Below are 26,583 nucleotides of genomic sequence, written 5' to 3'. Positions count from 1 at the left end.
TGTTTAAACAGGCCTTTATACTGACGTTAGGCAGAGGCGCTTAAACAGAACGGCGGTTAACCATTTGGCTGAGTATAAACATCATGGTTGCACTGATGACCACTGAAGGGCCTGCCGGAGTATCGAATCGCCATGACAAGCTGATGCCAATCAAGACGGAAATGATGCCGATCAGTGAAGCTAATAACGCCATTTGTTCTGGTGTCTTGGCGATACGTCTAGCTGTGGCTGCTGGAATAATCATCAATGAAGTCATAATTAACGCACCAACAAACTTCATGCCGACAGCAATGACTAAGCCAATCAGTAGCATCAATACCAGACGCATTAATTCAATATTGACCCCTTCAACACTGGCCAACTCTTCATTCACGCTACTGGAAAGTAGTGGACGCCAAAAGAGATACACGGCGAGACTGACCGCTGCAACACCACTCCAGATAAACCATAAATCTGCGGGACTGACGGCCAGTAGATCACCAAACAAATAGCTCATCAAATCAATACGGACATTGTCGAGAAAACTCACGGCAATCAGACCTAATGACAGAGAGCTATGGGCTAGAATTCCCAATAAGGTATCGGTCGCAATCAATTGCTGGCGTTGCATGGTCACTAAGATCACCGCTAGACTTAGGCTACAGACGAGCAGGGCAAAATAGAGGTTGATATCGAGGAGAAAACCGAGCGCCAAACCAAGCAATGACGCGTGGGCGAGAGTATCACCAAAATACGCCATACGTCGCCAAACGACAAAAGAGCCAAGCGGCCCGGCAATAATCGCGATGCCAATTCCGGCAGCGATAGAAGGAAGTAAAAACTCAATCATAGTGATGATGACCGTGTGAATGATGTGAACAGGCTTGAGCATCACCTTTAACGGGTTGCCCAGCTAAGTCATGATGATGCTGATGTTTGTGTTGATAAAAAGCGAGAGTTTCTTTACTACGATGGCCAAACAGTGCCAGATAACTCGGATGCTGAGAAATATCGGCTGGGGAACCAGAACAACAAATATGGTGATGTAAACAGATCACTTCATCGGTTTTGGCCATGACCAAATGCAAATCGTGTGACACCATAAAAACAGCGCAGTTGAAACGTAAGCGAATGGTGTCGATAAGATCATACAAGTCAATTTGTCCTTGAACATCGACACCTTGAGCGGGTTCATCAAGTACAAGCAAATCAGGACGCTGTAATAAAGCTCGTGCTAGTAGCACTCGCTGATTCTCGCCACCAGATAATTTATGCATATCGTGATGAAGAAGATGCTCAGCACCGACTAAGCGCAATGCGTCTAATTGTTCTTGTTGACTGTATTTTCCGGCTAAACGAAGAAAGCGACTTACGCTAAGTGGTAAGGTATCGTTTAACTTTAATTTTTGTGGAACATAACCAATCTTAAGATGTTTATCTCGCGAAAGGGTTCCAGAGTTTTGTTGATGTAAACCAAGTAGCACACGAACTAACGTCGATTTTCCCGCGCCATTCGGGCCAATTAAAGTGGTTATTTTACCTCTGGACAGAGACAGGCTAATCTTATCCAGAACTCGGCGCTGATTGAACTCAACACAGATGTCATGCATTTCAATGAGTGTTGACATGAAAGAAACTCGTTTGCAATTGGGTGATGTTATAATGTAACATTTCGCAGTTATCAACGCTACCAGCAGGAAATTACCATGCTCTCTCGATTTACATTGTGCACTTTACTCATTGCTTTTCCCTTATCGGGATGGGCGAGTGGCATTTTGACCAGTATTAAACCGATTCAAATGATTACTCATGAGCTCACTGAAAATGTCAGTCAACCGGATGTATTGTTGTCTGCGAATGCGTCGCCGCACGATTATGCCCTGCGTCCTTCAGATGTAAAGCGGATTCGTGAAGCTTCATTAGTGATTTGGTTTGGTCCTGATCTTGAACCTTTCTTAGCGCGTTCTTTAAGTCAACATCCTAATGTGTTGACCCTCAGCCAGATCCCTAATTTAGAGCTTCGTGCCTATGGAGAAGATGAACATCATCATCACGATCATGATGGGCATAATCATGGCACTCATGACCCTCATTTTTGGCTTGGAGTTGTGCAAGTCAAACAAGTGGCTCAGGCAATCACGCAGCGTTTAGGCGAGATGGATCCTGATCATCGTCCACAATATGAAGCTAATTTAGCTCGCTTTTTGAAGCAACTTGATAGTACTGATCAAGCGATCGCTACTCAGTTAGCGGCGGTCAAAGCTGAATCATATTATGTTTTTCATGATGCGTACGCTTATTTTGAGCAGCGCTATGGTTTAAATAATATTGGTCATTTTACCGTAAGCCCTGAGCGTAAACCGGGCGCTAAAACCTTGATAAGCATCCGTCGTTCATTAACCGATAATCAAGTTAAATGTGTTTTCTCAGAGCCACAATTTCAACCTGCGGTAATTGAAACCGTTGTCCGTGGTAGTCACGTTCATATTGGCGTACTTGACCCCCTCGGCTCGAATATACCAGTACAGTCAGGGAGTTACTTTAAGTTTTTAGACCAGTTATCCAATAGTTTTTATAGTTGTTTGTCTCAATAGCGATGGCTGGTGGTGAGGGGCTGCTGAGGTTTACCTCGCAGCTTCTGCTTATTATTGTATGTGTTTTTAACTTCGGGACTCAATCGCCTTGGTGAGTGGGGTTCCTCGTTACCTTCCTTCTTTTTTACACTTATATCCTCCCATTTTACTCAGAGAGGCTTACTGATCTCGCACTTTTCGAAGTTGGGCGTTAATTACGCTTCATATCAGTAGTCGAAATCTGTTTATTACCATGTGTTAGGTATAAAATGCCGATTACTTTTCTTGGTATTGATGATTTTTGTCGCGACATATGCCGAAATCAACACACCAAAGTACCAATCCCACAATGACAAGGTCGTGGTTCAGTTGTGATTAATTGAACGGTGGTTTAGCCGTCTTGGTTAATTAATTTTCTTTGAGAAATAACCTGACCGTGTTGTATTGGGTTGCTAGCCTATGATTCAGTAAAGGACGCATTTTGCAGCACATAATTCTGCTTATATTCTCTATTTTTAGTTGGAGTATTTTACCTGCTTACGCGCGAGATAGCGCACCAGCGGTGTTTTATCCATTACCAACACTTGCTCAAGGGAAAACTTTCATTGCACAAAATTTATTTCTTGGTGATGAAGGTGGGCTATGGATTCATGATGTGCACGGAAAAGTCATGTTTTTTGATGGGCAAACGATGCTACCTAAGCAAGGCTCTCTGTTTCGTGATAAGCAGCAGCAACTCACCTACGCACAAGGGCGTTTTTGGACTTTTATCGATAATGAACTGTACCAAACACGGCCCGGTGCTGAGTCAGAATTAGTGCTGAGCTTAACTCCAGGAATATTAATAGAAAAAATTGGTGCTTCAAATGGTTACATTTGGCTCAGTGATGGGGCGCATTTTTATACTTATCATTTACAAACCAAGCAACTCAAAATTTACTCATTAGCGAAACTGTATCAGCTTAATCAAGCTAGCCAAGTGCACATTAATGACGCTGAATTGGTGCATTATAAGTGGGTGTTAGCCACCAATGTCGGTACGTATATCTCTGAGGCTCAAGCCTTTTCACATATTCGTCCGTCTGGAAAAAATCCAGTCCAGACGCTCTATTTTTCTCCCAAAAAAAATCATCTATTAGTAGGTACTCATGAAGGAGCTCTATTGATTGATATTTTTCACTCTGAATACCCATTAAAAAAAATAGGTGATGGTCAAGTATTTGCGATCATTGAAGCCGAAGGTGAGTATTGGATTGGTAGTGATAAAGGATTATTTGTCTATTCTTTAGCGACGGAGAAAACGACCCAATTGATCAGTAACGAGCAGGGGCCTTATGGCTTACCTGAAGGTCGAATCTACGCACTCGCCAATGATCAACATGGCGGAATTTGGATTGCCACAGATCAAGGTGTGCGCTACTTTTCTCTTTTTAGTCAAAATTTTACGCGTTATTTAGCCGATGATATTACTCATGAACGTCTCAATAGCAAACTGAAACGCTTACGTCCCATACCAAGTAGTAACCAATATTTAATGATAACTCAGGATGGTTTGTATCTATTTGATGGGGAACAGCAGGGTAAAAAATCACGGGTTTACTCAGGAGTGGTGAACGATGCCCTATTGTTGGATGATCGACTGTGGATTGCCACTGAACAAGGCTTGAGATTACGTTCATTCAAACAACATCGTGACTTGTCAAATATGCTCCCCTTTATTTTACGCCATTCATCGATTCAACATTTAACGATCGATAATGAGGGGCGATTATGGGGGGTCTCAAACAATCAGCTTTGGTCTTATCATCCCGATTCGCAGCATTACACGGATTTTGGTCACAATTGGTTATTGGATAATAAGCAAGACTTAGCCGTCACAGCTTTGTATAGTAGTCGTGAACATGGCTTATTAATCGGTACTCGGCATGGTGTTTATGTCTTAAAAAACAGTCAAATTACTTATGACAAACGAACGGCTGATTATGGTACCAATTTAGCTATAACGGAAACGGCAACGGGGGAAGTATGGTTTGTCAGCGAACGAGGGGTATTTCGACGTTTGGCTGATCAGCTATCGTTATTCACTGTGCCGTTGATTGAAGAGAATATTCGTCTTAAATGTATAGTCAGTAGCCCGCAAGGAATATGGTTAGCCTCTTCTAAAGGCCTGACTCTCTATCATGATGACGGCTCAATTAATAAACATTTTGGCTCTCCTCATGGCTTAGTCAATAATGAGTTAGAAAGCGGTGTCTGCTCCGCGTCTTATACTCAAGAGCAGATACTATTTTCGTCAATGTTTGGCCTTCTGGCGATTCAAACGACATCCCTGGCTAATGCCGAGCCGCCTCATTCTTCGCTCATTTTTAGCCAAGTCAGTGTCAACTACCAACCGATACAGATTGGTGGGGCTAATTTATCGCCTTTGCGAGTGACCTATGGACAAGCCATCAGCTTTCAATTTGGTGCATTACCCGATGCAAGAGGGCAGGCATTAGAATTCAGTCTCAATCATGAGCCATGGCAAAGGTTTGAAGGTCCACAGCTCACGCTGAATCATCTTTTACCCGGTCACTACACCCTATCGCTGCGACATATTGGAGAAGATAGAGTTGATCAAACATTAAATTTTCAAGTATTAAAACCGTGGTATTTTTCCTATTGGGCGATGGCTGGCTATGTTGCGAGTGTATTGTTGGCTGGCGGATTACTGACCGGGTGGCGATCACGAGTAATGGACCGAGTGAATCAGGAGCTTAAGCAGCAGATTGCTGATAAAACCCGTCAGTTGCAACAGCAAAGTAAGATGTTACTCAGCCATAACTTGTTATTACGTAAACAGATACAGATCCGTCACTTGTGGTTGGAGCGTTGGCAAAGTCAAAACCAGCAACTACTTAAACAGTTAGCCGTTCAGACTCACCCACATCATTCATCTGAAATGTCATTGTTGATTGAACAACTCACGGATCAGATAGTACAAATCAGCGCCTTTAATTCATCTGGTGAGTCGATGACCATCAGTTGTTCATTATCTTTGGTACTTGAGACTGTACTCCATAGTTGGCACGGTGAATTTGAACGAGCCAATGTTAAGATTGATTATCAACCGAGTGATATATTGCCTGATGTACTGGTTAAACAAGCGGGATTAGATGTGATTTTTAACGCCTTATTATCGGATGCGTTAAAGCGTTTGTATGCTCATCAGACATTGATTATCGAGACAATTGAACGTGAGGGGCATGTTGTCGTGATCATCAAAGATTATGGTTCTACATCTGTTTTGCTGGATAAACTGATGGTGATTTCTAATGGTAATGTTCAATTTCTCCTTAATGAACTGGTGGCGCTATCTGGTGGAAATTTATCGATTCACTCCTCCAGTGAGCGAAACTTAATCGAGTTGATGTGGCCACAAGTTATCCCTATAGAATCGGCACAAACGTCGGAATTATCATCAAAACTGCAGAGTAATAATGAGTTGGAATGGCTACGAAAACTCAATTATGTTGTTGCTGAGTGTTATGCTGATCCTGAATTTACGACCTCTGATATCGCTAAAAAAATGTATCTATCGGAGCGTAGTCTACAGCGGCGGATGAAGTCCCTAACGGGCAAAACGTTTAAAGAATATTTAACGGAATATCGTTTAGAGCAAGCCTGTAGTTTATTGATGAGTGGTGGAAAAGTCTCTCAAGTTGCTTTTTTGTGTGGGTTTAACGACCCATCGTATTTTAGTCAACGTTTTAAACATCAATATGGATTATCGCCCTCTCAGTTTGCGGAAGAGTCACAATAACCGAAACCAATAGCGACGGAGTATTACGTCGTATTGACCGCACTGGCTTTTGGGCTAAGCAGAACCATTCTCGTTGATTGCGTTATCGTTTGTGTATTACTTAAGCCAACGTTGAGTCGTATGGAGTGATTTTTTAAGGAGAATATTACTCAGAAGTTGATCGAGAAAAGTAGTTGAGCGGTCGATGAAAAAAATATCGTGGTATAGCCGGGGGACTATACCACGGGTGTCAATGACACCTTCGCTTGCTGCCGGAGTGATATGGGCAGTGCCATATCACCTCTGGAGTTCTATCTTCGGGTCAATTCCCGCTGACCAGTTGACTATAATAACTTCCGCTTTTTTTGCTTATAAAATTAACGCCAAACTCACCTAACAAAAGCGCCATTTTTAATTTTTTCATTCTATCGCATTGTTTTTTATCGATTATATTTTTTATTTTGACTGTTTATAGTGTGAATTGTAGGAATTGTCTTATAACAAGAAAATGATTTTGACGTTTTTAACGAGTCATTTTTTAGCGGAAATAACAATCTTGGCGGTTGATGATGTGGTCATGAGAAGATGTCAATTTATGCAATCTTTGATTTCACACAATGATTGCCCTTTATTTACCGAGTATTATCCAGTAATAGCAATCCTTCTCATTAACAATATTGTTTGTGTGGCCCTTAATGAAATTGTCTGAATTAAAAGCGGGTGAGTCCGGACTCATCACGGCATTGAATGAACTGTCGGTCGACGTGCGTAAAAAATTAATGGTAATGGGTGTATTACCTAATACGTTAGTCACATTAATCCGTCGTGCACCGATGGGCGATCCTTTACAAATTGAAGTTCGAGGGGTATCGATGGCCGTTCGAGAGAGCATCGCTGCTGCGGTTGAGGTGGAGAAAGCCTAATGCAATATCAAATTTTAACCGTAGGTAATCCTAATAGCGGTAAAACAACCCTATTTAACGGATTGACTGGAGCAAGACAGCAGGTTGGTAACTGGGCGGGAGTCACGGTTGAGAAAAAGACGGGGCGTTACACACACTCAGGTGATGAATTTTATATTACCGACTTACCAGGTATTTATGCGCTAGACAGTGGCAATGATAGCAATAGTATCGATGAATCGATCGCCTCTCGAGCCGTCCTGACTCACCCTGCGGACGTAATTATCAATGTTGTCGATGTTACCAGCTTAGAGCGAAGCTTGTATATGACGCTGCAGCTACGCGAGTTGGGCCGCCCAATGGTGGTGGTGTTAAATAAAATGGATGCGCTTAAGCGTGAGCGACAAACCATTGATGTTAAAAAATTAGAACAAGTGTTGGGCTGTCCAGTATTAGCACTCTCTGCCAATAATAAACAGCAAGTTACTAGCTTCAAGCAACAGTTGCATAAAAAAGTGGTACAAGGCATTGCGCTGAAACAGTTGGAGTTGGACTATGGTCTACCGTTTGAGCAAGCGATCAGTACCTTATTGCCACTATTTGCTCAACAAGAAGTCTCGGCCCGTTCTCTAGCGATAAGGGCGTTAGAAAATGATCTTATGGTGATCAATGGGTTACCAGAATCAGAACGCTTAAACGTGATCAGTGTACAGCGAGGGTGTGAGTTTGATATTGATTTGCATGTCGCCGACGTAAAATACACATTTTTACATCACTGTTGCCAGCAGGTCCGCCGCAGTGAAGGTAAACTTAGCCACAGTTTTACTGAAAAAGCTGACCAAATTATCTTAAACAAATGGATTGGCGTGCCTTTCTTTTTTGTCGTCATGTACTTGATGTTTATGTTTTCCATTAACATTGGCAGTGCATTTATCGACTTCTTTGATATTGGGGTAGGGGCTCTCTTGGTTGATGGTGGTCATTATTTGCTCGATGATCATCTGCCTATTTGGTTAGTAACCTTAATTGCTGATGGTCTTGGTGGTGGTATTCAAACCGTCGCTACCTTTATTCCTGTGATCGCCTGTTTATATCTATTTTTAGCCATTTTAGAGAGTTCAGGCTATATGTCTCGCGCCGCTTTTGTATTGGATAAAGTGATGCAAAAAATAGGCTTGCCAGGTAAAGCTTTTGTACCACTTGTACTTGGCTTTGGTTGCAACGTACCAGCGATAATGGCGACGCGTACTTTAGATCAAGAGCGTGAACGTAAGCTGGCCGCCGCGATGGCGCCTTTTATGTCGTGTGGTGCTCGTTTACCTGTTTATGCTTTATTTGCTGCGGCATTTTTCCCACAAAGTGGCCAAAATATCGTCTTTGCTCTCTATCTGCTCGGTATTGTTGCGGCCATTTTTACTGGCTGGGTATTGAAAAAAACCTTGTACCCAGGGTCTAGCGATAGTTTGCTAATGGAGATGCCTGATTATGAATTGCCGACGTTACAAAACGTACTGATCAAAACTTGGCAAAAATTGAAACGTTTTGTGCTTGGCGCGGGGAAAACGATTGTTATCGTTGTGACCATTCTGAGCTTTTTAAATTCACTTGGTACGGATGGCTCATTTGGTAATGAAGACAGCGATAACTCAGTGTTGTCTAGTGCCGCTCAGGTAGTCACTCCTTTATTCTCTCCGATTGGTATTAATCAAGATAACTGGCCTGCAACGGTTGGGATCATTACAGGTATTTTTGCTAAAGAAGCGGTTGTCGGCACGCTGAATAACCTTTACACCTCGGTTGATAGTGAAGATGAAGAGTACGATTTATGGGCCAGTTTACAAGAAGCGGTATTATCGATTCCTGAAAACTTAATGGGTCTTAACTTTGCTGATCCTTTGGGTATTGAAGTGGGTGATTTATCCGATACAGGTGCATTAGCGGAAGAGCAAGAAGTCGACGCTTCAATTTTTGGTAATTTACAACATCACTTTGTAAGTGGTTACGCGGCCTTTTCTTACTTAATTTTCATTTTGCTATATACGCCTTGCGTGGCAGCAATGGGTGCCTATGTTCGAGAGTTCGGCGCTAAATACGCAAGGTTTATTGCAGTTTGGACGATGGGCTTAGCATACGGTGCTGCTGCACTCTTTTATCAGGCGACCCATTTTAATGATCATCCTGTAACTAGTTCATTATGGATTGTCGGTATCATTAGCTTATCACTAGCGATTTATTATTGGCTTAAGAAAGTGGGGCGTGAATCGAGATCGCTACAGGTGCAAATAGCATGATTTTATCTGAACTAAAGCAATGCATTGAACAACAAGAGTTTGTGACTCGTAAAGAGCTCGCGCAACGTTTTGCTTTAAGTGAAGATGGTGTTGATGCCATGCTGGACGTGTGGATAAAAAAAGGGACAATTTCACGCTTAATCGATACTAATGCAGCTAATTATGTGACTCGTGTTCGTTATTGCCTAAACCGAGTTAATGGCTTATCGATGACGGTTACGATGTGACGGATTAACCCTACCATTAATGAAATAAAAAGCCGTACTGTACATGTACGGCTTTTTTGTCAATGAAGGCTTAACGTTAAGCTTTTGAGAATAAGTGGCTCAGCGCTAAGATACCTTGTAAACGAGTTAGCATTGCTTGTTGCTCATCGGCGTCGCGCTGCTGCCCTTGGGTATTTCCCCATACTGGTCCCGGCCAAGCGCAATCACTGGTAAAGCGCGCAATATGATGGATGTGTAATTGGGGCACGATATTACCAAGTGCTCCGAGATTAATTTTATCGGGCTGAAACAACGCCTCAAGTGCTTGGCTGACGGCTTGAGATTCCAATAAAAATTGCTGTTGTTCGGGCATGGGCAGATGATGAAGCTCTTTCAGATGCTCTCGCTTCGGTACTAGGATCACCCAAGGTACCGCCGATTCTTTATGTAATAACGCAATACACAGTGGGAAGTGACCAATGATATCGGTGTCTTTTGCCAGTTGTGGGTGAAGTTCAAACGGCATCGTTGCCTCCATTTTGGACGATTGTTCGATGTAATAAAGGCTGGCACAATGCCAGCCTTTTGTTCTTAATATATTGTATTGATTCGTCGTTGACGAGAAGCTCGCTACTTACATTCGTTCTAGAGTGTTAATGCCGAGTAGATCCAAGCCTTGTTTGATGGTTTTTGCTGTCAGCGCAGCAAGTTTCAAGCGGCTCTGCTTGCTCTCTTCATTGCTCGCAACCAAGATTGGACAAGCTTCATAGAAACTAGAGAATTGGCCAGCCAGTTCAAACAGGTAACTACACATGATGTGTGGCTGACCTTCACGGGCGACGGCTTGTACCGCTTCTTCAAACTGCAGCAGTTTAGCGATCAAAGCTTTTTCTTTTTCTTCACCAATAATGATTTGGCCAGTAAGTTCATCCATTGAAATACCAGCTTTAGCAAAGATTGAGGCAACACGAGTGTAAGCGTACTGCATATAAGGCGCAGTATTACCTTCAAATGCCAACATATTGTCCCAATCGAAAATATAATCGGTGGTACGATGTTTTGACAGATCGGCATACTTTACGGCAGCCATTGCGACAGTGGTGGCAATACTGCTTTTCTCTTCTACGCTTAAATCTGGATTTTTCGCTTCAATCAGTGCCGCAGCGCGTACTTGTGCTTCATCGAGTAGATCGGCAAGACGCACAGTCCCACCTGCACGAGTTTTAAACGGACGACCATCTTTACCTAGCATCATACCAAACGCGTGGTGTTCAAGTGACACATGCTCAGGGATATAGCCTGCTTTACGTACGATGGTCCACGCTTGCATGAGGTGCTGATGCTGTCTGGAATCGATGAAGTACAGAACACGGTCCGCGCCCAGTGTTTCATAACGATACTTCGCACAAGCAATATCGGTAGTGGTATACAAGAAACCACCATCACGTTTCTGGATGATAACGCCCATTGGCTCACCATCTTTATTTTTGTATTCATCTAAAAAGACAACTTGAGCGCCGTCATCTTCTTGAGCAATGCCCTTTTCTTTTAGATCAGCGACGATACCCGGTAGCATATCGTTGTACATACTTTCACCCATGACATTATCACGCGATAATGAAACATTGAGGCGGTCATAGTTTTGTTGGTTTTGAATCATGGTCACATCGACCAGCTTCTTCCACATCTCTAGGCAGAAAGCATCACCACTTTGCAGTTTCACCACGTAGTTACGTGCCTTAGCAGCAAATTCTTCGTCTTCGTCATAAAGTTTTTTGGATTCGCGATAGAAAGCTTCTAAATCAGAGAGCTCCATCGAGACTTCGCCAGACTGTTGCTGTACACGCTCAAGATTGGCAATCAACATACCGAACTGAGTTCCCCAGTCACCGATATGGTTGGCTCGGATCACGTTATGACCTAAAAACTCCAGCGTACGAACGACGGCATCACCGATGATTGTCGAGCGTAAATGGCCCACGTGCATCTCTTTTGCCACGTTAGGAGCGGAGTAATCAACGACAATGGTTTGTGGTTCAGCTTTACTGACTCCGAGCTGAGCATCAGCAAGGGCCAATTCGGCTTGCTGAGCAAGAAAATCTTCACTTAAGAAAATATTAATAAAACCCGGCCCTGCGATTTCGGTTTTACAGGCAATGCCATCGAGATCCAATACATCAATCACTTTCTGTGCGAATTCTCGCGGATTCATCCCCAACTGTTTGGCGACGCCCATTACGCCGTTCGCTTGATAATCACCGAATTGTGGTTTTGCAGATTGACGTACTGCTGCAGGACTTCCTGCAGGTGCACCAGCGGCTTCAAGAGCCTGAGAGACTTTATCATTAATCAGTGCTTGAATATTCACACGCGTGTCCTTTGATTCTGGAAACTGGTTTGGTATGCATTTTATTCACTACAGGGTAGTAGAGTGCATATCTCGATTCTGTTGGTAATTTACCGCTCATAATAACAATTTTATGAGAAGGCACATAGGGAGAAAATTAGGTATTTTTCTACTTTAAAGAGGAATCTTGATACTATCAGCTGAAAATACCGATTTTGGATGATTATTATGTCTGAATTACTTATCAATTCTGGACTTCACCCCGAGCAGATGAAAAGTAAAGTTGATGATTTTATGGATAAAATTCATCAATTATGCAAGATTTTACACATGGACCTGTCATCGTTCGCGATTGATCATATCGCGCTTAGGATCAACCAGTGGCCACTGGCTCAAGCTGCTCATCAGGCTTGGTTGGAGTATGGCGCTTTACTCTCTGAGGCGAATATCAATGGTCGGCCTATTATCGTGTTGGATTTACGCCAGCCCATTGTTTATGAGCACAGGGCGATCGCCTGTTTAGAACTGCCTTATCCAGTGGAAGGAAAGTGTTACCCGACGCAAGGATGGGAGCACGTTGAATTTGTTTTTCACGCGGAGACCACATCAGCACACGCCTATCTGCAGGCTATTTTGCAACGCTTTCCTGAATTAGCGAAGCGTTGGGATTCATTAGCGGCATTGGGAGTTAAGGTTAAACTTTCCAGTCCACAAGGTGAAGGGGAGCGGCTTGCAAACCCAACGGTTGCTTTTAAATGGCAGGGAGTTTGCCTTAAGCTGCATCCTTACAGCTTAAGGCAAGTGATTGAGTCCGAAAGATTAGCCTAAATCATAAACTTTAGGGCGTAATTGAAACTCTGCTATCGAATCAATCGGTTGCCCAAGAGTAAAAGGAGGAGCATGATGATGACCTTGCCCTTGGGTATGCATAATTAACCGATTGGCGGTTCTCGGTTTTAATTGATTAACGACAAAGCGGATCATATCAGAGCGACTAAGTCGCTTGAGCTCTGCCAGTACGGTTTCTCGTTGATCAAAGGTCCAGTCTTTATTGCCAATGGCGACCCATAATCGTTGCGCTCGACTTCTTAACGTCGGATCTGGCGCGGAAATTTGGTTCCATAACCCTCTTTTACTGCTATGCCATTGATATTCGTTTAATTCGAGCAACACCATATAAAAAGCGTTTAAAAATTCATCGATTGAGTTGATCAGCTCAATTGGCGCTGCGTGTGGGGATTGAACGTAAAGAACAATGCCTGGATGAAGGTTAAGGGGCATATTACCAGTACCCACCATATAACCGAGCTGTTGCTTAGTACGTATTTCATGGAAAAACGTCGCTGACATTAGATGATTAGCGAGTGAATACAAAGCAATACTGCGTGGTTGACTGTCTGGCGATTGATAATAGACCACGACCGCAGAATCATCCTGATTACAATGAACCTCGTGTTGAAAAGATCCATGGTTGCCTAGAGTTATCAGTGGGCGCAATGACTCCTGATAAGCTTGATCATTGACTCGTAAGGCTGTTTTTAGCATTTCTCCCAATACCAGCGCTTCTTGGGCGAGCCAGTCCCCGTAGACGAACATTTCAACATGCAGTTTAGAAAGAATCAATTCCACAAAGGGGGCGAGATGTTCGAGTTTTATGCTGTCAAGAGCATTAAGTAAGTCGATATAGGGGGGATTATTTGGTTGAAGTAACCCTGTCATCGCGTTAAATAACTGTGAAATAGGACGATCATGCGCTGCATTACGCCAGTTACGATTTAATTGTTGTTTAATCGTGGCAAAACGTGCTGGTTGAAAATCACGTTGAGCAAACTTACCCAAAATCATTTTCATCAATTGCGGTTGTTTTTGACTAAAACCAGAGATGGAAAGGGTAACACCACCTTGATGAGCATAGAGGTTATAACTCATCCCAGCGATTTCCGCTTGATAGGTTTGGGTGGCTAAACTATCTAGGAACATCTCTACGCATAAGCGAGTCATAACAATATTACGGGTGCTTGACACCGCATGAGGGCTATCAATAGCCATATAGGTCACGCCTTTAGGGACGTGAAACTCAGCCTCTTGCTGATGCCATAATCTAAAACCGGGTAATTCTTCAACGATCTGTGGCTGATCAGTAGTATCAACCAAGGGTTTAGGTTCTAATTGATGGCAAATAAAAGGATTTTTCTCAGGCAATTTGACTGAGAAATGAGGTGTCTGAGTATGGTATTGACTTAATTGTTGCTGAGTAAATGAACGGCAAGCATAGGGTGTTCCATACCATTGTGCGTTGCGATCATAGCTAAGACCTTGGGCAATTAGGGTTGCTCGCAAGTTCTCTGGTACTAGATAGCTGAGAATAGTTTTCAATAAGCGCTCATCATAGGCCTGCATCATGTAATCACCATACATGATGTCTTCCGGCTGATAGTGCTGCATATTGATGACTAAGTGGCTGACAATATCCAGAGGGCGTGAGGTTTCTTGATAGCGGAAAACGGATTCAAGTACCGCTCTTTTTTCTAGATAGCGCCATTCATTAAGTCCTTCACGGCCAATAAGCGCCAAGGTTTGGAATAGCATCTGAACAATGTCGTCGACGTGTTCAATACCTTGTTGGGTTAAAGTACAACTGATAGAAAACTCTCGGTAGTTACTGCCACTGGCTCCACCTCCAGCAGAGAGAGAGGTTATCCAGTTTCGCTCTCTTAGTGCCAGTAATAAGCTACCTTCTCCTTCATAGCCGAGTAAATGAGCAAAGTAGGAGAGGGGTTTATATCGATAATAGGCATCCGTACTCGGCATTGGGAAGCTTAAGATCAGCTTACGAGTTTCTTTTAATGGCTCAACATAAAGCCATAATCCAGTGTGTTGTTGCTCAACAAAAGGGGGAGTAATGTTTTTGGCGGCTTGTTGAGTATTGACTATGGTCGAAAAGCCTTCTGTCCCCCAGCGTTGCAACTCATCAAGTGATTGCGGGCCAATGATCGCTAATGTCATGATATCGGCTGAGTAATACGTTTGGTAAAAAGCGATCACTTCATCACGGATTGATACACCGTCTCTATCGGCCAATGTCTGTTGATTTCCGACGGAAAATTTCGCAAAAGGATGAGCTGGATTGATGGTTTCTTTGTGTACTTGATATAAACGTCTGGAGTCATCATTTAGTTTCATCTTAAATTCAGAGTCAACCGCTTGACGTTCTTTATCTAGGGCTTCTGCATTAAATAATGGCGCTAAAAAAAACTGACTGAAACGATCCAGCGCCTTAGCAAACGCATTGGGATCGATATCGAAGAAGAAGCAGCTATGCTCAGTCCCTGTCCACGCATTATTACTGCCGCCATGCTGACTAATAAAATTTTGAAACTCGCCGACTTTAGGGTATTTTTCAGTACCCAGAAATAACATGTGTTCTAGGTAGTGTGCCATGCCAGGTCGGTCGCTAGGATCATCAAAATGACCGACTCGAACCGCCAGTGCTGCCGCAGATTTCTGTGCATCAGGTTCATGGATTAATAACAGACGTAATCCATTATCTAAAGTGAGATAACGATAATGATGATTATCATTGGGGCTTATATGCACAGAGGGTCTCCAAACGAGGGATGAGCATTAAGTATGGCGCTGAAATAACAGCCTGCCAATTGACGGTGATTAAAATTTTGAACAAACGGTCATTTTCATCGTGATAACAACTTTTTAGCAGAGTGTTAGCTTCATCGATGTCTTTAAACCGTAGACTGTTATAATTATGCTTATGGTCAATGTGCCCTAGCGCAAAGAGCATGCCGACAATAGGTTAATAGGTAAAGATATGAAAATTGTGATTATGCGTCACGGAGAAGCTGAACATTATGCGGACAGTGATGCAGAGCGGGCGTTAACCGAAACAGGAAAAGTTGCATCCTCGGCTGTTGCGCGTGTGTTTGCTAAACAATCAGGGTTAGATCAATTTGATAAAGTATTGGTCAGCCCTTACTTACGAGCTCAGCAAACTTGGCAGGTTATCTCGGGATGTTTTTCTGTGTCGAAGGTAGAGACCTGTGACGATATTACCCCTTATGGTCAGGCGGAAGATGTTTTTGAGTATCTAACGGCCCTGATTCAAACGCAGCAAATCGAGACATTATTGATTATTTCTCATTTGCCTTTGGTCGGTTATTTAGTGGCAGAGTTTGTTGCAGGCGTACCTGCGCCTATGTTTCCTACTTCTGGTGCTATCGGTTTAGAGTTTGATCCTGAGACAAAGCAAGCCAGTGTATTATGGAATGTCTATCCGTAATTAGGGCGAATAAACATTATCGATTACCCCAATAAGTTGAGGTTGATACTCTCAGCCATCGGGGGATAAAGCTGCCTTGGTTTTTAGGCGGCTTTTTTATCGTCCATAATGAATATGATGTTAGTGAGAGATAAGCTTTTACTACTGGTCGTCATATTCTTGACGTACACAGCTGGACTAAAACTTGCATCCTTAGCTACTCGTTAGGATCTCGTACACCGTTTTGTCGTAATTTTCCATTAACTTATTATTTGCAGGCCTATGAAATTTACGCTGCCATTTGCTCATAAATTACCTAAGATTCCACAACGCAGTCTCCCTGCAATTGGCGCGCCAATCATGGTATTGGCCACGTTGGCCATGGTGGTCTTACCCATTCCTGCGTTTTTACTCGATTTATTTTTTACCTTTAATATTGCGTTATCGATGGTGGTGTTACTGGTAACCGTCTATACCCGTCGCCCGCTCGATTTTGCTGCGTTTCCCACCGTATTATTGATCGCTACGTTACTGCGTTTAGCCTTAAACGTAGCTTCAACTCGTGTGGTGTTATTGCATGGACATGAAGGTTCTGGTGCTGCAGGTAACGTGATTGAAGCCTTTGGTAGTGTAGTTATTGGTGGTAATTACGCTGTTGGTTTGGTTGTCTTCCTTATTTTGATGATCATTAACTTCATGGTTGTCACCAAAGGTGCTGGACGGATTTCAGAAGTAAGTGCACGTTTTACGCTTGATGCGTTACCCGGTAAACAGATGGCAATCGATGCTGATTTGAACGCCGGTCTGATTGATCAAGAGCAAGCACGAACTCGCCGTTTTGAAGTGACGAAAGAAGCGGATTTCTATGGTTCAATGGATGGTGCATCAAAGTTTGTTAAAGGTGATGCTATCGCCGGTATTTTGATCCTGTTTATTAACATTGTTGGTGGCTTAATCATTGGCATGATCCAATACGATTTGAGTTTTAGCCAAGCGATGGAAATCTATATTCTGTTGACCATTGGTGACGGTTTAGTGGCGCAGATCCCCTCGTTACTGCTTTCTATCGGTGCGGCCATTATGGTTACCCGACAAAATACCGATGAAGATATGGGTGAACAGCTCATTTTCCAGTTATTTGATAATCCTAAAGCCTTAACGATTACCGCTGGGATACTGGGTGTTATGGGCGTGGTGCCTGGAATGCCACACTTTTCTTTTTTATTACTGGCAGCCTTAGCCGGTGGCGCTGCGTACTGGTTGCAACGTAAACAAACAAAAGAGAAAGAAGAGGCTAAGTTGCCCGTTAAAGCGGACGGAGATGCCCCAACATTACGTGAATTATCTTGGGATGATGTACAGCCTGTTGATGTGATTGGTTTAGAAGTAGGTTACCGTTTGATACCTTTGGTCGATAGAGATCAAGGTGGGGAGTTGTTGGATCGTGTCAAAGGTGTCCGTAAAAAACTGTCACAAGATTTTGGTTTTTTAATTCCTCCAGTACATATTCGCGATAACCTTGAGCTGACACCAAATAGTTACCGGATTACTTTAATGGGTGTTGCTGTTGGTGAAGCCGAAATTAGACCCGATCAAGAACTCGCCATTAACCCCGGCCAAGTATACGGTATGATCGATGGTGAACATACTTACGATCCCGCCTTTGGTTTAGAAGCTGTGTGGATACGTGAAGAGCAGCGTGAGCATGCTCAAGCACTGGGTTACACGGTAGTGGATGCCTCGACCGTATTAGCGACACATTTGAGTCAATTACTGACCAATAACGCTGCACAGTTAATTGGTCATGAAGAAGTACAAAACTTACTTGAACTACTTGGACGCACGGCACCAAGATTGGTTGATGGTTTTGTCCCTGACCAATTATCACTCGGGGTAGTGGTTAAAGTACTGCAAAACTTACTCAATGAAGCGATCCCAATCCGAGACATCCGCACGATTGTTCAAACTTTGTCTGAATATGCAGGTAAGAGTCAAGAACCTGACATTTTGACCGCTGCAGTACGTATCGCATTGAAACGATTAATTGTTCAGGAAATCAATGGTATAGAACCTGAGTTGCCGGTTATTACTCTTATCCCTGAGCTGGAACAGATATTGCATCAAACCATGCAAGCTTCAGGCGGAGAGTCCGCAGGCATTGAACCTGGTTTGGCGGAACGTTTACAAATGGCGCTTAGCCAAGCGACTCAAGAGCAAGAGCTTAAAGGGGAACCCGCTGTATTATTGACTTCTGGTGTCTTGCGTTCAACGTTAGCTAAGTTTGTCAAAAATACAATTCCAAATCTCAGAGTTCTCTCCTATCAAGAGATCCCGGATGAGAAACAGATTCGAATTGTACAGGCAGTGGGTAACTAACCACGTTAACCAACAGTACGGATATCTGCCTTGAAAATTAAACGATTTTTTGCGAAAGACATGCGAATGGCGCTGCTGCAAGTGAAAGAAGAGCTTGGAGCGGAAGCTGTCATTATGTCGAACAAAAAAGTCGCAGGAGGTGTCGAAATTGTCGCCGCGGTTGATGCGGATTCAGCTTCATCCTCCCCTGCTCCTGTCGCGACGAAATCTTATCGAGCCTCGCCAGCTCATCATGATAATCGTAAGCTCAATCTATCCACTCGTCATAGCGCAAGAGAGCTGGAAGACGATCGAGTCAGTTTAAAAGCCAGCAATGCCAATGGTGCTTCCATGACTCAGCGCTTTGCTAGCATGCTAAAACAGTATAGCCAAACACCAGATACCGAGCATCGTGCAGAAAATGAAGACTCATTAACAGCATTATTGCAGCGCAACCAGGCTAAAACGGCCCCTAACCGACAATTGGCGAACGAAAGCGCGCTCGCAAAGTTAATGGCCGAAGATAGTCCAACGTCTCGTCAACGACCCCGTTTAGATTCTTCACGTTACGAACCGAAACGAGACAATGAACCAACACTGACTCAGCAAGAGTTAGAGAGTATGCGCGAAGAGATGAACTCAATTCGACGTTTGCTTGAGCACCAAGTATCGGGATTAATGTGGCAAGAAGTGGAGCGTCGCGAGCCTTTGCGAGCGATGCTGATTAAGCGTTTGGAACGCATGGGTGTTTCTTTGGAGTTGGCTGATCAACTCGCTTGTTATATCCCCGAGGAAACGCCGCCACCGAAAGCGTGGAAAGCTTTACTCGGCTTAGTCTCCGATCAAATCCCTGTAGTCAAAAAAGATATTTTACAACGCGGCGGGGTCGTTGCATTACTGGGTCCAACTGGAGTGGGTAAAACGACGACGGTTGCTAAATTAGCGGCTCGTGCAGCGATGGAGTATGGCTCAGATAATGTCGCATTAATTACTACTGATACCTATCGAATTGGTGCTCATGAACAACTCTCGATTTATGGTCGAATTATGGGTTGTCCAGTAAGAGTTGCTAAAGATTCCAAAGAGTTAGCCGATGTAATTCATCAGTTACGTAATCGACGCTTGATCCTCGTTGATACTGCAGGTATGGGGCAACGTGATGTACGTCTATCTGAGCAATTGGATACCTTAATGCAAGAGAGCGATGAAGTGATCCATAGCTACCTTGTATTACCCGCTACAGCACAGCGTAAAGTGCTACAGGAGACGATTGAGCACTTTCGGAGAATTCCTCTTTCTGGGTGCATTATGACTAAGCTCGATGAGTGTTTGAGCTTAGGAGAGTTTGTCAGTGTTGTCGTTCAAAATGCGCTACCCGTAGCTTACATTGCTAACGGACAGCGTGTACCCGAAGACATAGTGATTGCTCAGCCAAAGTACATGGTGGCAAAAGCAAATGAGTTACTAGAGAAGTCGACAGAGAATGAACCTCATTACTGGAATAGCGATTCAGAGAGATTCTAGGCGGCGGACAAATATGACGAATAAAATGATATATGATCAAGCAAGCGGCTTACGCCGTTTAACTCAACCTTCAGTGACCAAAGTCATTGCAGTGACGGGTGGAAAAGGCGGAGTTGGCAAGTCGAACGTAGCGCTTGGAATGGCTATCTGCATGGCTCGCCAAGGGAAAAAAGTCATGGTGTTGGACGCCGACTTAGGATTGGCTAATGTTGACGTAATGCTCGGAATTCGCCCTAAACGTAACCTAGGTCACGTATTAGCGGGCGAATGTGAATTAAAAGACTCCATTGTTGAAGGGCCACATGGTATAAAAATCATTCCTGCGACATCGGGTACTCAATCGATGACCGAGTTATCTCATGCTCAGCATGTTGGGTTAATCAGAGCATTTGGTTCCCTTGAAGATGAGATGGATATTCTATTGGTCGACACGGCTGCAGGGATTTCTGACATGGTAGTGAGTTTCTCTCGTGCGGCGCAGGATGTGGTTGTGGTAGTATGCGATGAACCGACTTCTATTACCGATGCATATGCTTTGATCAAACTTTTGAGCAGAGAACATCAAGTTGAGCGATTTAAAATTGTCGCCAACATGGTGAGGAGCTATCGTGAAGGAAGAGAGTTATTCGCAAAATTGACTTTAGTCACAGAGCGATTTTTAAATGTTGGATTAGAACTCGTCGCCTGCATACCTTTAGACGATAATGTGAGACAGGCAGTAAAAAGACAAAAAATTGTCGTTGATGCTTATCCTCGCTCTCCTGCTTCATTGGCGATTAATTCGTTAGCCAATAAAGCGCTCACTTGGCCCATACCACGAACGCCAAGTGGTCATTTAGAGTTTTTTGTAGAGCGACTGCTTAATCGAACTGAACCAGTAGAGGAACCTTTTGGTGAATAAAGCGCTGACTTACGATCAATACGGTAATATGACTAGCCAGAAGCTATTTCTGGAAAAGTATGCGGTATTGGTTAAGCGTATCGCTCATCATTTAATCGGGCGTTTACCACCCAGCGTACTCATTGAAGACTTAATGCAAGCTGGCATGATTGGCTTGCTTGAAGCGCAAAAAAATTACGATGGAAGTAAAGGGGCAAGTTTTGAAACCTATGCAGGGATTCGAATCCGTGGTGCAATGTTAGATGACATTCGTCGTGGAGATTGGGTTCCCCGCTCGGTCCATAAGCATAATCGAGAGATCAGCCAAGCTATCGCGATATTAGAGGGTGAATTATGTCGCGACCCTAGCGATGCAGAAATTGCGCAGTACCTAGGGATGTCTCTTGAACACTATCACAATGCATTAACGGATATCAGTTGCTCAAGGATAGTGGGTATCGAAGATTTAGGTGTATCGGATGATGTTATTTCACCATTGGATGATGAGGAGGACAATGCCCCTTTTCAGGGTGTGGCCGACGAATTGTTTCGTAAAGCATTGGTTGAATCAATAAAATCACTTCCAGAACGTGAAGCTTTGGTACTTTCGCTCTATTATGATGAAGAGCTAAACTTAAAAGAAATCGGTGAGGTAATTGGCGTAAGTGAATCCCGCGTGAGTCAAATACTAAGCCAATCTATGCAACGTCTGCGAACTAAGTTGAGTTCTTGGACACAAAACGACTAAATATCACTGACTTTGAACTCAGTGGAGGCAATTTTGAATAAAAATATGAAAATCCTTATTGTTGACGATTTTTCAACAATGCGCCGTATAGTAAAAAACCTACTTCGTGATTTGGGTTTTAACAATACCCAAGAAGCGGACGACGGTTTGACGGCGTTGCCAATGCTAAAAAAAGGTGGTTTTGATTTTGTGGTGACCGACTGGAACATGCCTGGTATGCAAGGTATTGATCTGCTGAAAAATATTCGCGCGGATGCAGAGCTTAAGCACTTACCAGTACTGATGATTACTGCAGAAGCCAAGCGTGAGCAAATCATAGAAGCTGCTCAAGCAGGGGTTAATGGCTATATCGTAAAACCATTTACGGCTGCAACATTGAAAGAAAAGTTAGATAAGATTTTTGACCGCCTATAATTTTAAAGCACTGGTCAAAAGTTCATTGCGATTTTTTTGCATGTAAGCGGTAACGTTAAGCGTACAAAAAATAGTCAGCGAACGGGTATTTATCCATTATGTGAGCAAGGCTAAGACAGGATGATTTCATTAGAACAAGCAAAAGAACTCGTTCAACTATTAGAAAATGGGCAGCAAGATAGCGCCAATACACTGGTTCAACAAGTGTATGAATCTGAAGGCAATCCAATGCTAAAAGAGATCGGCGTGTTGACTCGCGATCTGCATGATTCATTGCGCCAATTTCAAATTGATGAACGAATGAGTCAAATTGCTAACGACGAAATGCCTGATGCTAGAGATAGATTGCATTATGTTATTGATAAAACTGAAGTCGCTGCGAATAAAACAATGGATGCGGTTGATCGCTGCTTGCCTATAGCCGACAACCTACATGGAAGTTTGCTGCTCATTCGACCACAGTGGAATGCGCTCATGCGCGGTAAAATTGACTTGAATGAATTTAAAGCACTTTGCCATCGTATTGATGATCTTCTTTCACAAATAGAAGGCAATAGTAGTGAGCTTCGAGGGCAATTAACCGAAATTTTGATGGCGCAAGATTTTCAAGATTTAACGGGACAAATTATCCGCCGAGTGATCACCTTAGTGAATGAGGTGGAAGGTCGCTTAGTAGAGATCTTGACCGTATTTGGTAAAAATCAATTACAACAATCAGGAAAAGTTGAAAAAGCACCTTGTGAGCCTGAGGGACCAATTATTAATCCTCATGAGCGTATAGATGCAGTTTCATCGCAAGACGATGTCGATGATTTATTATCGAGTCTTGGATTTTAGGGGTAAAGTATGAGCTACGATTTAGACGACGACATTCTTCAAGACTTTCTGGTTGAAGCTGGCGAGATTCTCGAGTTGTTATCAGAACAGCTAGTAGAATTAGAAAATAACCCACAAGACCGTGAACTTCTCAATGCCATTTTCCGCGGTTTTCACACTGTAAAAGGGGGCGCTGGCTTTCTCTCGCTCACCGAACTGGTAGAAACCTGTCACGGCGCAGAAAACGTGTTTGACTATTTACGTAATGGTCAACGTAGTGTCAACGCTCGTTTGATGGATGTGATGCTGCGTGCTTTGGATACGGTTAATGAACAGTTTCAAGCGGTACAAAATCAAGAACCATTACAACCAGCTGATCCGATATTAATTCAAGAATTGCATGATATGTGTAAGCCTGAATCTGAGGATGAACCTGAAGGTGCTGTGTCGATTGATGCTGTTGAAGAAATTGAACCTGAACCAGAATCTCATGCACAAGCGCCGGCTGAAGATGTGACCGCTCAAGCCTCGAGTAACACTCATATCAATGCTAACTCGATTGATGATATTAGTGATGATGAGTTTGAAAGCCTACTTGATGAGCTGCATGGCAAAGGCCGTAGCCCTGGTGCGGAAAAACCAGCCAATGATGCTGTCAAATCTCAGCCCTCACCAGCCGCCGCTTCTGCCCCTGCTGCTTCTGGTGATATTACCGATGATGAATTTGAAAAGTTACTTGATGAGCTGCATGGCAAAGGTAAAAGCCCTTCATTACATAGTTCTGTAGAAACACCCGCTCCAACGGTATCGTCACCGCCAGCTGCAAAATCCACACCATCAAATGTGAACGCTAATGGCGATATCATGACTGATGAAGAGTTTGAGCGTTTATTAGATGACTTACACGGTAGTGGTAAAGGACCATCGGTTGAAGAGCTAGAAATGGCTACGCGTCCAGCGGCAACCAATACCACTCAAGCAGTGAAACCCACTGCACCAGTCAGCCCACCTACTGAAAAGAAACCAGTAGAACCGCCAAAACCTAAGGCTGCCGCTCCTGCGGTGTCAGCCAAGCCTGTTCCGGCGGAAAGCAACTCAGATAAGAACGAGCTAGTGGCCGCAGGTTCCGGTGGCGCTAAAAAACCGCAAGTTGAGGCGTCAGTCAGGGTTGATACCTCGACACTCGATACCATCATGAATATGGTGGGTGAATTGGTCTTAGTACGAAACCGATTGTTAAGTCTTGGTCTTAATAGTAACGACGAAGAGATGTCGAAAGCAGTCTCTAATCTGGATGTGGTTACCGCAGACTTACAAGGCGCGGTAATGAAAACGCGCATGCAACCAATCAAGAAGGTATTTGGCCGTTTCCCTCGCGTTGTTCGCGATTTGGCTCGAACTCTAAACAAAGATATTGTTTTGGAGTTGAAAGGGGAAGAAACGGATCTTGATAAAAATTTAGTTGAAGCGCTTGCGGACCCATTGATTCACTTAGTACGTAACTCGGTTGACCATGGTATTGAAATGCCAGACGATCGTGTTGCTGCAGGAAAACCACGTACGGGTAAAGTCATACTTTCTGCGTCCCAAGAAGGTGACCATATTGAGCTGGCTATCGTTGATGACGGCGGTGGTATGGACCCCGATAAACTGCGAGCAATTGCGGTGAAACGTGGCATGATGGATGAAGATGCCGCTTCTCGACTGACCAATAAAGAGTGCTTTAATCTTATCTTTATGCCGGGCTTTTCCAGTAAAGAGAAAATCTCTGATATTTCCGGGCGTGGTGTAGGGATGGATGTGGTTAAAACCGCCATTAATACACTTAACGGCTCGATTGATATTGATTCTGAGCTGACCAAAGGAACGAAAATTACCATTAAAGTTCCGCTAACATTGGCTATTTTGCCAACGTTAATGGTCGGTGTTGCAGGTCATCCATTTGCTTTACCGTTAGCGAGCGTTAATGAAATTTTCCACCTTGATTTAAGCCGGACCAATATTGTCGATGGTCAGCTAACGATCATTGTGCGTGAAAAATCTATCCCGCTGTTCTACCTACAGAATTGGTTAGCTCCTCAGGCGGGTAAAGTTGAGCCTCGTAAAGGCCATGGTCATGTAGTGATTGTGCAAATTGGTAACCAACGCGTTGGTCTTGTTGTGGATACATTAATTGGTCAGGAAGAAGTGGTTATTAAACCACTCGATAAGCTGTTGCAAGGTACGCCTGGTATGTCAGGTGCCACTATAACCAGTGATGGTCATATAGCCTTGATACTTGATGTCTCTGATTTACTTAAGAAATACGCAGCTGCTTCGCGTATTTAGTGGTCGATAGACCACTCAATTGATAAGGGTAACTATGCCGATTAAAGTCTTAGTTGTTGATGATTCAAGTTTCTTTCGACGCCGAGTGAGTGAGATCATCAACGCTGAATCGCGCTTAGAAGTGATTGATGTCGCGACTAATGGCCGAGAAGCTGTCGATAAAGCCATGCGTCTAAAACCAGATGTCATCACTATGGATATCGAGATGCCGGTGATGGATGGGATCAGTGCTGTACGTGAGATCATGGCCAATAATCCGACGCCAATATTGATGTTTTCGTCATTGACTCATGATGGTGCAAAAGCAACGCTGGATGCGTTGGATGCTGGCGCTTTAGATTTTCTGCCGAAAAAATTTGAGGATATAGCCCGCAATCGAGAAGATGCGGTGACTTTATTGCAGCAACGAGTATTACAAATTGCGGCAAAACGCAATTTTATGCGTCGTCCGGTTGTAACTAGTAGTATAACCACGGCCAATACTGCCTCACCACGGTCTGTAGCTGATTCACAAACGCCAGCTCAGGGGCGTTTGGCCACAGCACCTTCCGCGCTATCACGTTTCAAAGCAAGTGGTAAAAAATATCAATTAACCGCGATTGGTACGTCAACGGGAGGCCCCGTAGCCTTACAGAAAATTTTAACTAAATTACCGGCTAATTACCCTCATCCGATAATTTTGATCCAACACATGCCAGCCACGTTCACAGGTGCTTTTGCTAGTCGCCTTAATTCTTTATGTAAGATTCAAGTGAAAGAGGCGGAAGATGGTGATGTTCTTAAGCCTGGTACCGCTTATCTTGCACCTGGTGGAAAGCAGATGATGTTAGATGGACGCCCAGGAGCAGCCAGATTGCGTATTATTGATGGTGGTGAGCGGATGAACTATAAGCCATGTGTTGACGTAACATTTGGTTCCGCCTCTAAAATTTTTGGTGAGAAAGTTTTATCAATGATTCTGACAGGGATGGGGGCTGATGGCCGTGAAGGGGCTCGAATGCTGAAATCTGCTGGAACAACTGTATGGGCACAAGATGAAGAGAGTTGTGTTGTTTATGGCATGCCTCAAGCGGTTTCCAAGGCGGGTATTTCATCTGAAGATTTGCCGTTAGATCGTATCGCGGAACGCATGTTAATTGAAGTTGGCTTGAGTTAAGGAAACGTTA

Annotated in this window: 19 protein-coding genes and 3 pseudogenes; 17 read left to right on the top strand and 5 right to left on the bottom strand. The window is 43.6% G+C overall.

Going from position 1 to position 26,583, the window contains the following annotated elements; translation table 11 throughout:
• Positions 1–40 precede the first annotated feature (40 nt).
• Positions 41–829: a zinc ABC transporter permease subunit ZnuB gene (gene znuB, locus BSR11_RS07875; protein WP_072669866.1), complete on the bottom strand. Its 789-nt coding sequence runs from the start codon at positions 827–829 to the stop codon at positions 41–43.
• Positions 822–1,607 carry a zinc ABC transporter ATP-binding protein ZnuC gene (gene znuC / locus BSR11_RS07870; RefSeq protein WP_072669865.1) on the bottom strand — a complete coding sequence of 262 codons (786 nt, stop codon included), beginning with the start codon at positions 1,605–1,607 and terminating at the stop codon, positions 822–824. Before znuC ends, znuB begins: the two co-directional genes overlap by 8 nt.
• A 78-nt stretch (positions 1,608–1,685) precedes the next feature.
• Here znuC and znuA point away from each other — a divergent pair, with 78 nt between their 5' ends.
• From znuA to BSR11_RS07845, 5 genes are all read left to right on the top strand, one after another.
• Positions 1,686–2,573, top strand: coding sequence for a zinc ABC transporter substrate-binding protein ZnuA (znuA, locus tag BSR11_RS07865; RefSeq protein ID WP_072669864.1), 888 nt, complete (start codon positions 1,686–1,688; stop codon positions 2,571–2,573).
• A 460-nt stretch (positions 2,574–3,033) separates the two neighbouring features.
• Positions 3,034–6,354: an AraC family transcriptional regulator gene (locus tag BSR11_RS07860; RefSeq protein WP_240004054.1), complete on the top strand. Its 3,321-nt coding sequence runs from the start codon at positions 3,034–3,036 to the stop codon at positions 6,352–6,354.
• 674 nt (positions 6,355–7,028) lie between these two features.
• Positions 7,029–7,256, top strand: a complete 228-nt coding sequence (locus BSR11_RS07855; protein WP_072669863.1) for a FeoA family protein — start codon at positions 7,029–7,031, stop codon at positions 7,254–7,256.
• A complete protein-coding gene (gene feoB, locus BSR11_RS07850; protein WP_072669862.1) occupies positions 7,256–9,526 on the top strand; it encodes a Fe(2+) transporter permease subunit FeoB in 2,271 nt (756 codons plus the stop codon). The genes BSR11_RS07855 and feoB overlap by 1 nt, the downstream gene beginning before the upstream one ends.
• Positions 9,523–9,753, top strand: coding sequence for a FeoC-like transcriptional regulator (locus tag BSR11_RS07845; protein ID WP_072669861.1), 231 nt, complete (start codon positions 9,523–9,525; stop codon positions 9,751–9,753). Before feoB ends, BSR11_RS07845 begins: the two co-directional genes overlap by 4 nt.
• A gap of 76 nt (positions 9,754–9,829) precedes the next feature.
• Here the strand turns inward: BSR11_RS07845 and BSR11_RS07840 are convergent, their stop codons facing one another.
• Both BSR11_RS07840 and argS read right to left on the bottom strand, forming a co-directional pair.
• Entirely contained in the window at positions 9,830–10,258 is a 429-nt protein-coding gene (locus BSR11_RS07840; RefSeq protein WP_072669860.1) for an HIT family protein, read from the bottom strand.
• A 108-nt stretch (positions 10,259–10,366) separates the two neighbouring features.
• A complete protein-coding gene (argS, locus tag BSR11_RS07835) occupies positions 10,367–12,100 on the bottom strand; it encodes an arginine--tRNA ligase (protein ID WP_072669859.1) in 1,734 nt (577 codons plus the stop codon).
• A gap of 207 nt (positions 12,101–12,307) precedes the next feature.
• On the opposite strand from argS, the gene BSR11_RS07830 reads away from it, so the two are divergent.
• Positions 12,308–12,907 carry a VOC family protein gene (locus BSR11_RS07830; protein ID WP_072669858.1) on the top strand — a complete coding sequence of 200 codons (600 nt, stop codon included), beginning with the start codon at positions 12,308–12,310 and terminating at the stop codon, positions 12,905–12,907.
• On the opposite strand, the gene BSR11_RS07825 is transcribed toward BSR11_RS07830, so the two are convergent.
• Complete coding sequence (locus BSR11_RS07825; protein ID WP_072669857.1) at positions 12,899–15,676, bottom strand: insulinase family protein; 2,778 nt, start codon at positions 15,674–15,676, stop codon at positions 12,899–12,901. The genes BSR11_RS07830 and BSR11_RS07825 overlap by 9 nt on opposite strands.
• A gap of 229 nt (positions 15,677–15,905) precedes the next feature.
• Between BSR11_RS07825 and sixA the strand changes: the two genes are divergently transcribed.
• From sixA to BSR11_RS07780, 11 genes and pseudogenes are all read left to right on the top strand, one after another.
• Positions 15,906–16,373 carry a phosphohistidine phosphatase SixA gene (gene sixA, locus BSR11_RS07820; RefSeq protein WP_072669856.1) on the top strand — a complete coding sequence of 156 codons (468 nt, stop codon included), beginning with the start codon at positions 15,906–15,908 and terminating at the stop codon, positions 16,371–16,373.
• A gap of 261 nt (positions 16,374–16,634) precedes the next feature.
• A complete protein-coding gene (gene flhA, locus BSR11_RS07815; RefSeq protein ID WP_072669855.1) occupies positions 16,635–18,728 on the top strand; it encodes a flagellar biosynthesis protein FlhA in 2,094 nt (697 codons plus the stop codon).
• Between the two features lie 30 nt (positions 18,729–18,758).
• A pseudogene (locus BSR11_RS17635) lies at positions 18,759–19,154 on the top strand (flagellar biosynthesis protein FlhF); the annotation flags it as partial.
• Positions 19,152–20,231, top strand: coding sequence for a flagellar biosynthesis GTPase FlhF (flhF, locus tag BSR11_RS07810; RefSeq protein ID WP_422636402.1), 1,080 nt, complete (start codon positions 19,152–19,154; stop codon positions 20,229–20,231). The pseudogene BSR11_RS17635 and the gene flhF, both read left to right, overlap by 3 nt.
• A 13-nt stretch (positions 20,232–20,244) precedes the next feature.
• Positions 20,245–21,132: a MinD/ParA family protein gene (locus BSR11_RS07805; protein ID WP_072669853.1), complete on the top strand. Its 888-nt coding sequence runs from the start codon at positions 20,245–20,247 to the stop codon at positions 21,130–21,132.
• Positions 21,125–21,859 carry an RNA polymerase sigma factor FliA gene (locus tag BSR11_RS07800; protein ID WP_072669852.1) on the top strand — a complete coding sequence of 245 codons (735 nt, stop codon included), beginning with the start codon at positions 21,125–21,127 and terminating at the stop codon, positions 21,857–21,859. Before BSR11_RS07805 ends, BSR11_RS07800 begins: the two co-directional genes overlap by 8 nt.
• A 45-nt stretch (positions 21,860–21,904) precedes the next feature.
• Positions 21,905–22,273, top strand: a complete 369-nt coding sequence (gene cheY / locus BSR11_RS07795; RefSeq protein WP_040904166.1) for a chemotaxis response regulator CheY — start codon at positions 21,905–21,907, stop codon at positions 22,271–22,273.
• Between the two features lie 120 nt (positions 22,274–22,393).
• Positions 22,394–23,110: a protein phosphatase CheZ gene (locus BSR11_RS07790; protein WP_072669851.1), complete on the top strand. Its 717-nt coding sequence runs from the start codon at positions 22,394–22,396 to the stop codon at positions 23,108–23,110.
• A 9-nt stretch (positions 23,111–23,119) separates the two neighbouring features.
• Positions 23,120–23,858 (top strand): annotated as a pseudogene (locus BSR11_RS17630) (Hpt domain-containing protein); the annotation flags it as partial.
• An 89-nt stretch (positions 23,859–23,947) separates the two neighbouring features.
• Positions 23,948–25,417 (top strand): annotated as a pseudogene (locus tag BSR11_RS17625) (chemotaxis protein CheA); the annotation flags it as partial.
• 34 nt (positions 25,418–25,451) lie between these two features.
• A complete protein-coding gene (locus tag BSR11_RS07780; protein ID WP_072669849.1) occupies positions 25,452–26,573 on the top strand; it encodes a protein-glutamate methylesterase/protein-glutamine glutaminase in 1,122 nt (373 codons plus the stop codon).
• Positions 26,574–26,583 lie beyond the last annotated feature (10 nt).

This window comes from Vibrio injensis, from assembly GCF_001895205.1.
GTDB classification, from domain to species: Bacteria; Pseudomonadota; Gammaproteobacteria; order Enterobacterales; family Vibrionaceae; genus Vibrio; species Vibrio injensis.
The sequence above is the reverse complement of the archived record's forward strand: the minus strand, read 5'-3'. Positions and strand labels throughout refer to the sequence as shown.

What these genes read in the sequence shown, in the direction of transcription:
- znuB (WP_072669866.1), bottom strand. Translation starts at nt 829, where the DNA reads ATGATTGAGTTTTTACTTCCTTCTATCGCTGCCGGAATTGGCATCGCG.
- znuC (WP_072669865.1), bottom strand. Translation starts at nt 1,607, where the DNA reads ATGTCAACACTCATTGAAATGCATGACATCTGTGTTGAGTTCAATCAG.
- znuA (WP_072669864.1), top strand. Translation starts at nt 1,686, where the DNA reads ATGCTCTCTCGATTTACATTGTGCACTTTACTCATTGCTTTTCCCTTA.
- BSR11_RS07855 (WP_072669863.1), top strand. Translation starts at nt 7,029, where the DNA reads ATGAAATTGTCTGAATTAAAAGCGGGTGAGTCCGGACTCATCACGGCA.
- feoB (WP_072669862.1), top strand. Translation starts at nt 7,256, where the DNA reads ATGCAATATCAAATTTTAACCGTAGGTAATCCTAATAGCGGTAAAACA.
- BSR11_RS07845 (WP_072669861.1), top strand. Translation starts at nt 9,523, where the DNA reads ATGATTTTATCTGAACTAAAGCAATGCATTGAACAACAAGAGTTTGTG.
- BSR11_RS07840 (WP_072669860.1), bottom strand. Translation starts at nt 10,258, where the DNA reads ATGCCGTTTGAACTTCACCCACAACTGGCAAAAGACACCGATATCATT.
- BSR11_RS07830 (WP_072669858.1), top strand. Translation starts at nt 12,308, where the DNA reads ATGTCTGAATTACTTATCAATTCTGGACTTCACCCCGAGCAGATGAAA.
- sixA (WP_072669856.1), top strand. Translation starts at nt 15,906, where the DNA reads ATGAAAATTGTGATTATGCGTCACGGAGAAGCTGAACATTATGCGGAC.
- flhA (WP_072669855.1), top strand. Translation starts at nt 16,635, where the DNA reads ATGAAATTTACGCTGCCATTTGCTCATAAATTACCTAAGATTCCACAA.
- BSR11_RS07805 (WP_072669853.1), top strand. Translation starts at nt 20,245, where the DNA reads ATGACGAATAAAATGATATATGATCAAGCAAGCGGCTTACGCCGTTTA.
- cheY (WP_040904166.1), top strand. Translation starts at nt 21,905, where the DNA reads ATGAAAATCCTTATTGTTGACGATTTTTCAACAATGCGCCGTATAGTA.
- BSR11_RS07790 (WP_072669851.1), top strand. Translation starts at nt 22,394, where the DNA reads ATGATTTCATTAGAACAAGCAAAAGAACTCGTTCAACTATTAGAAAAT.
- BSR11_RS07780 (WP_072669849.1), top strand. Translation starts at nt 25,452, where the DNA reads ATGCCGATTAAAGTCTTAGTTGTTGATGATTCAAGTTTCTTTCGACGC.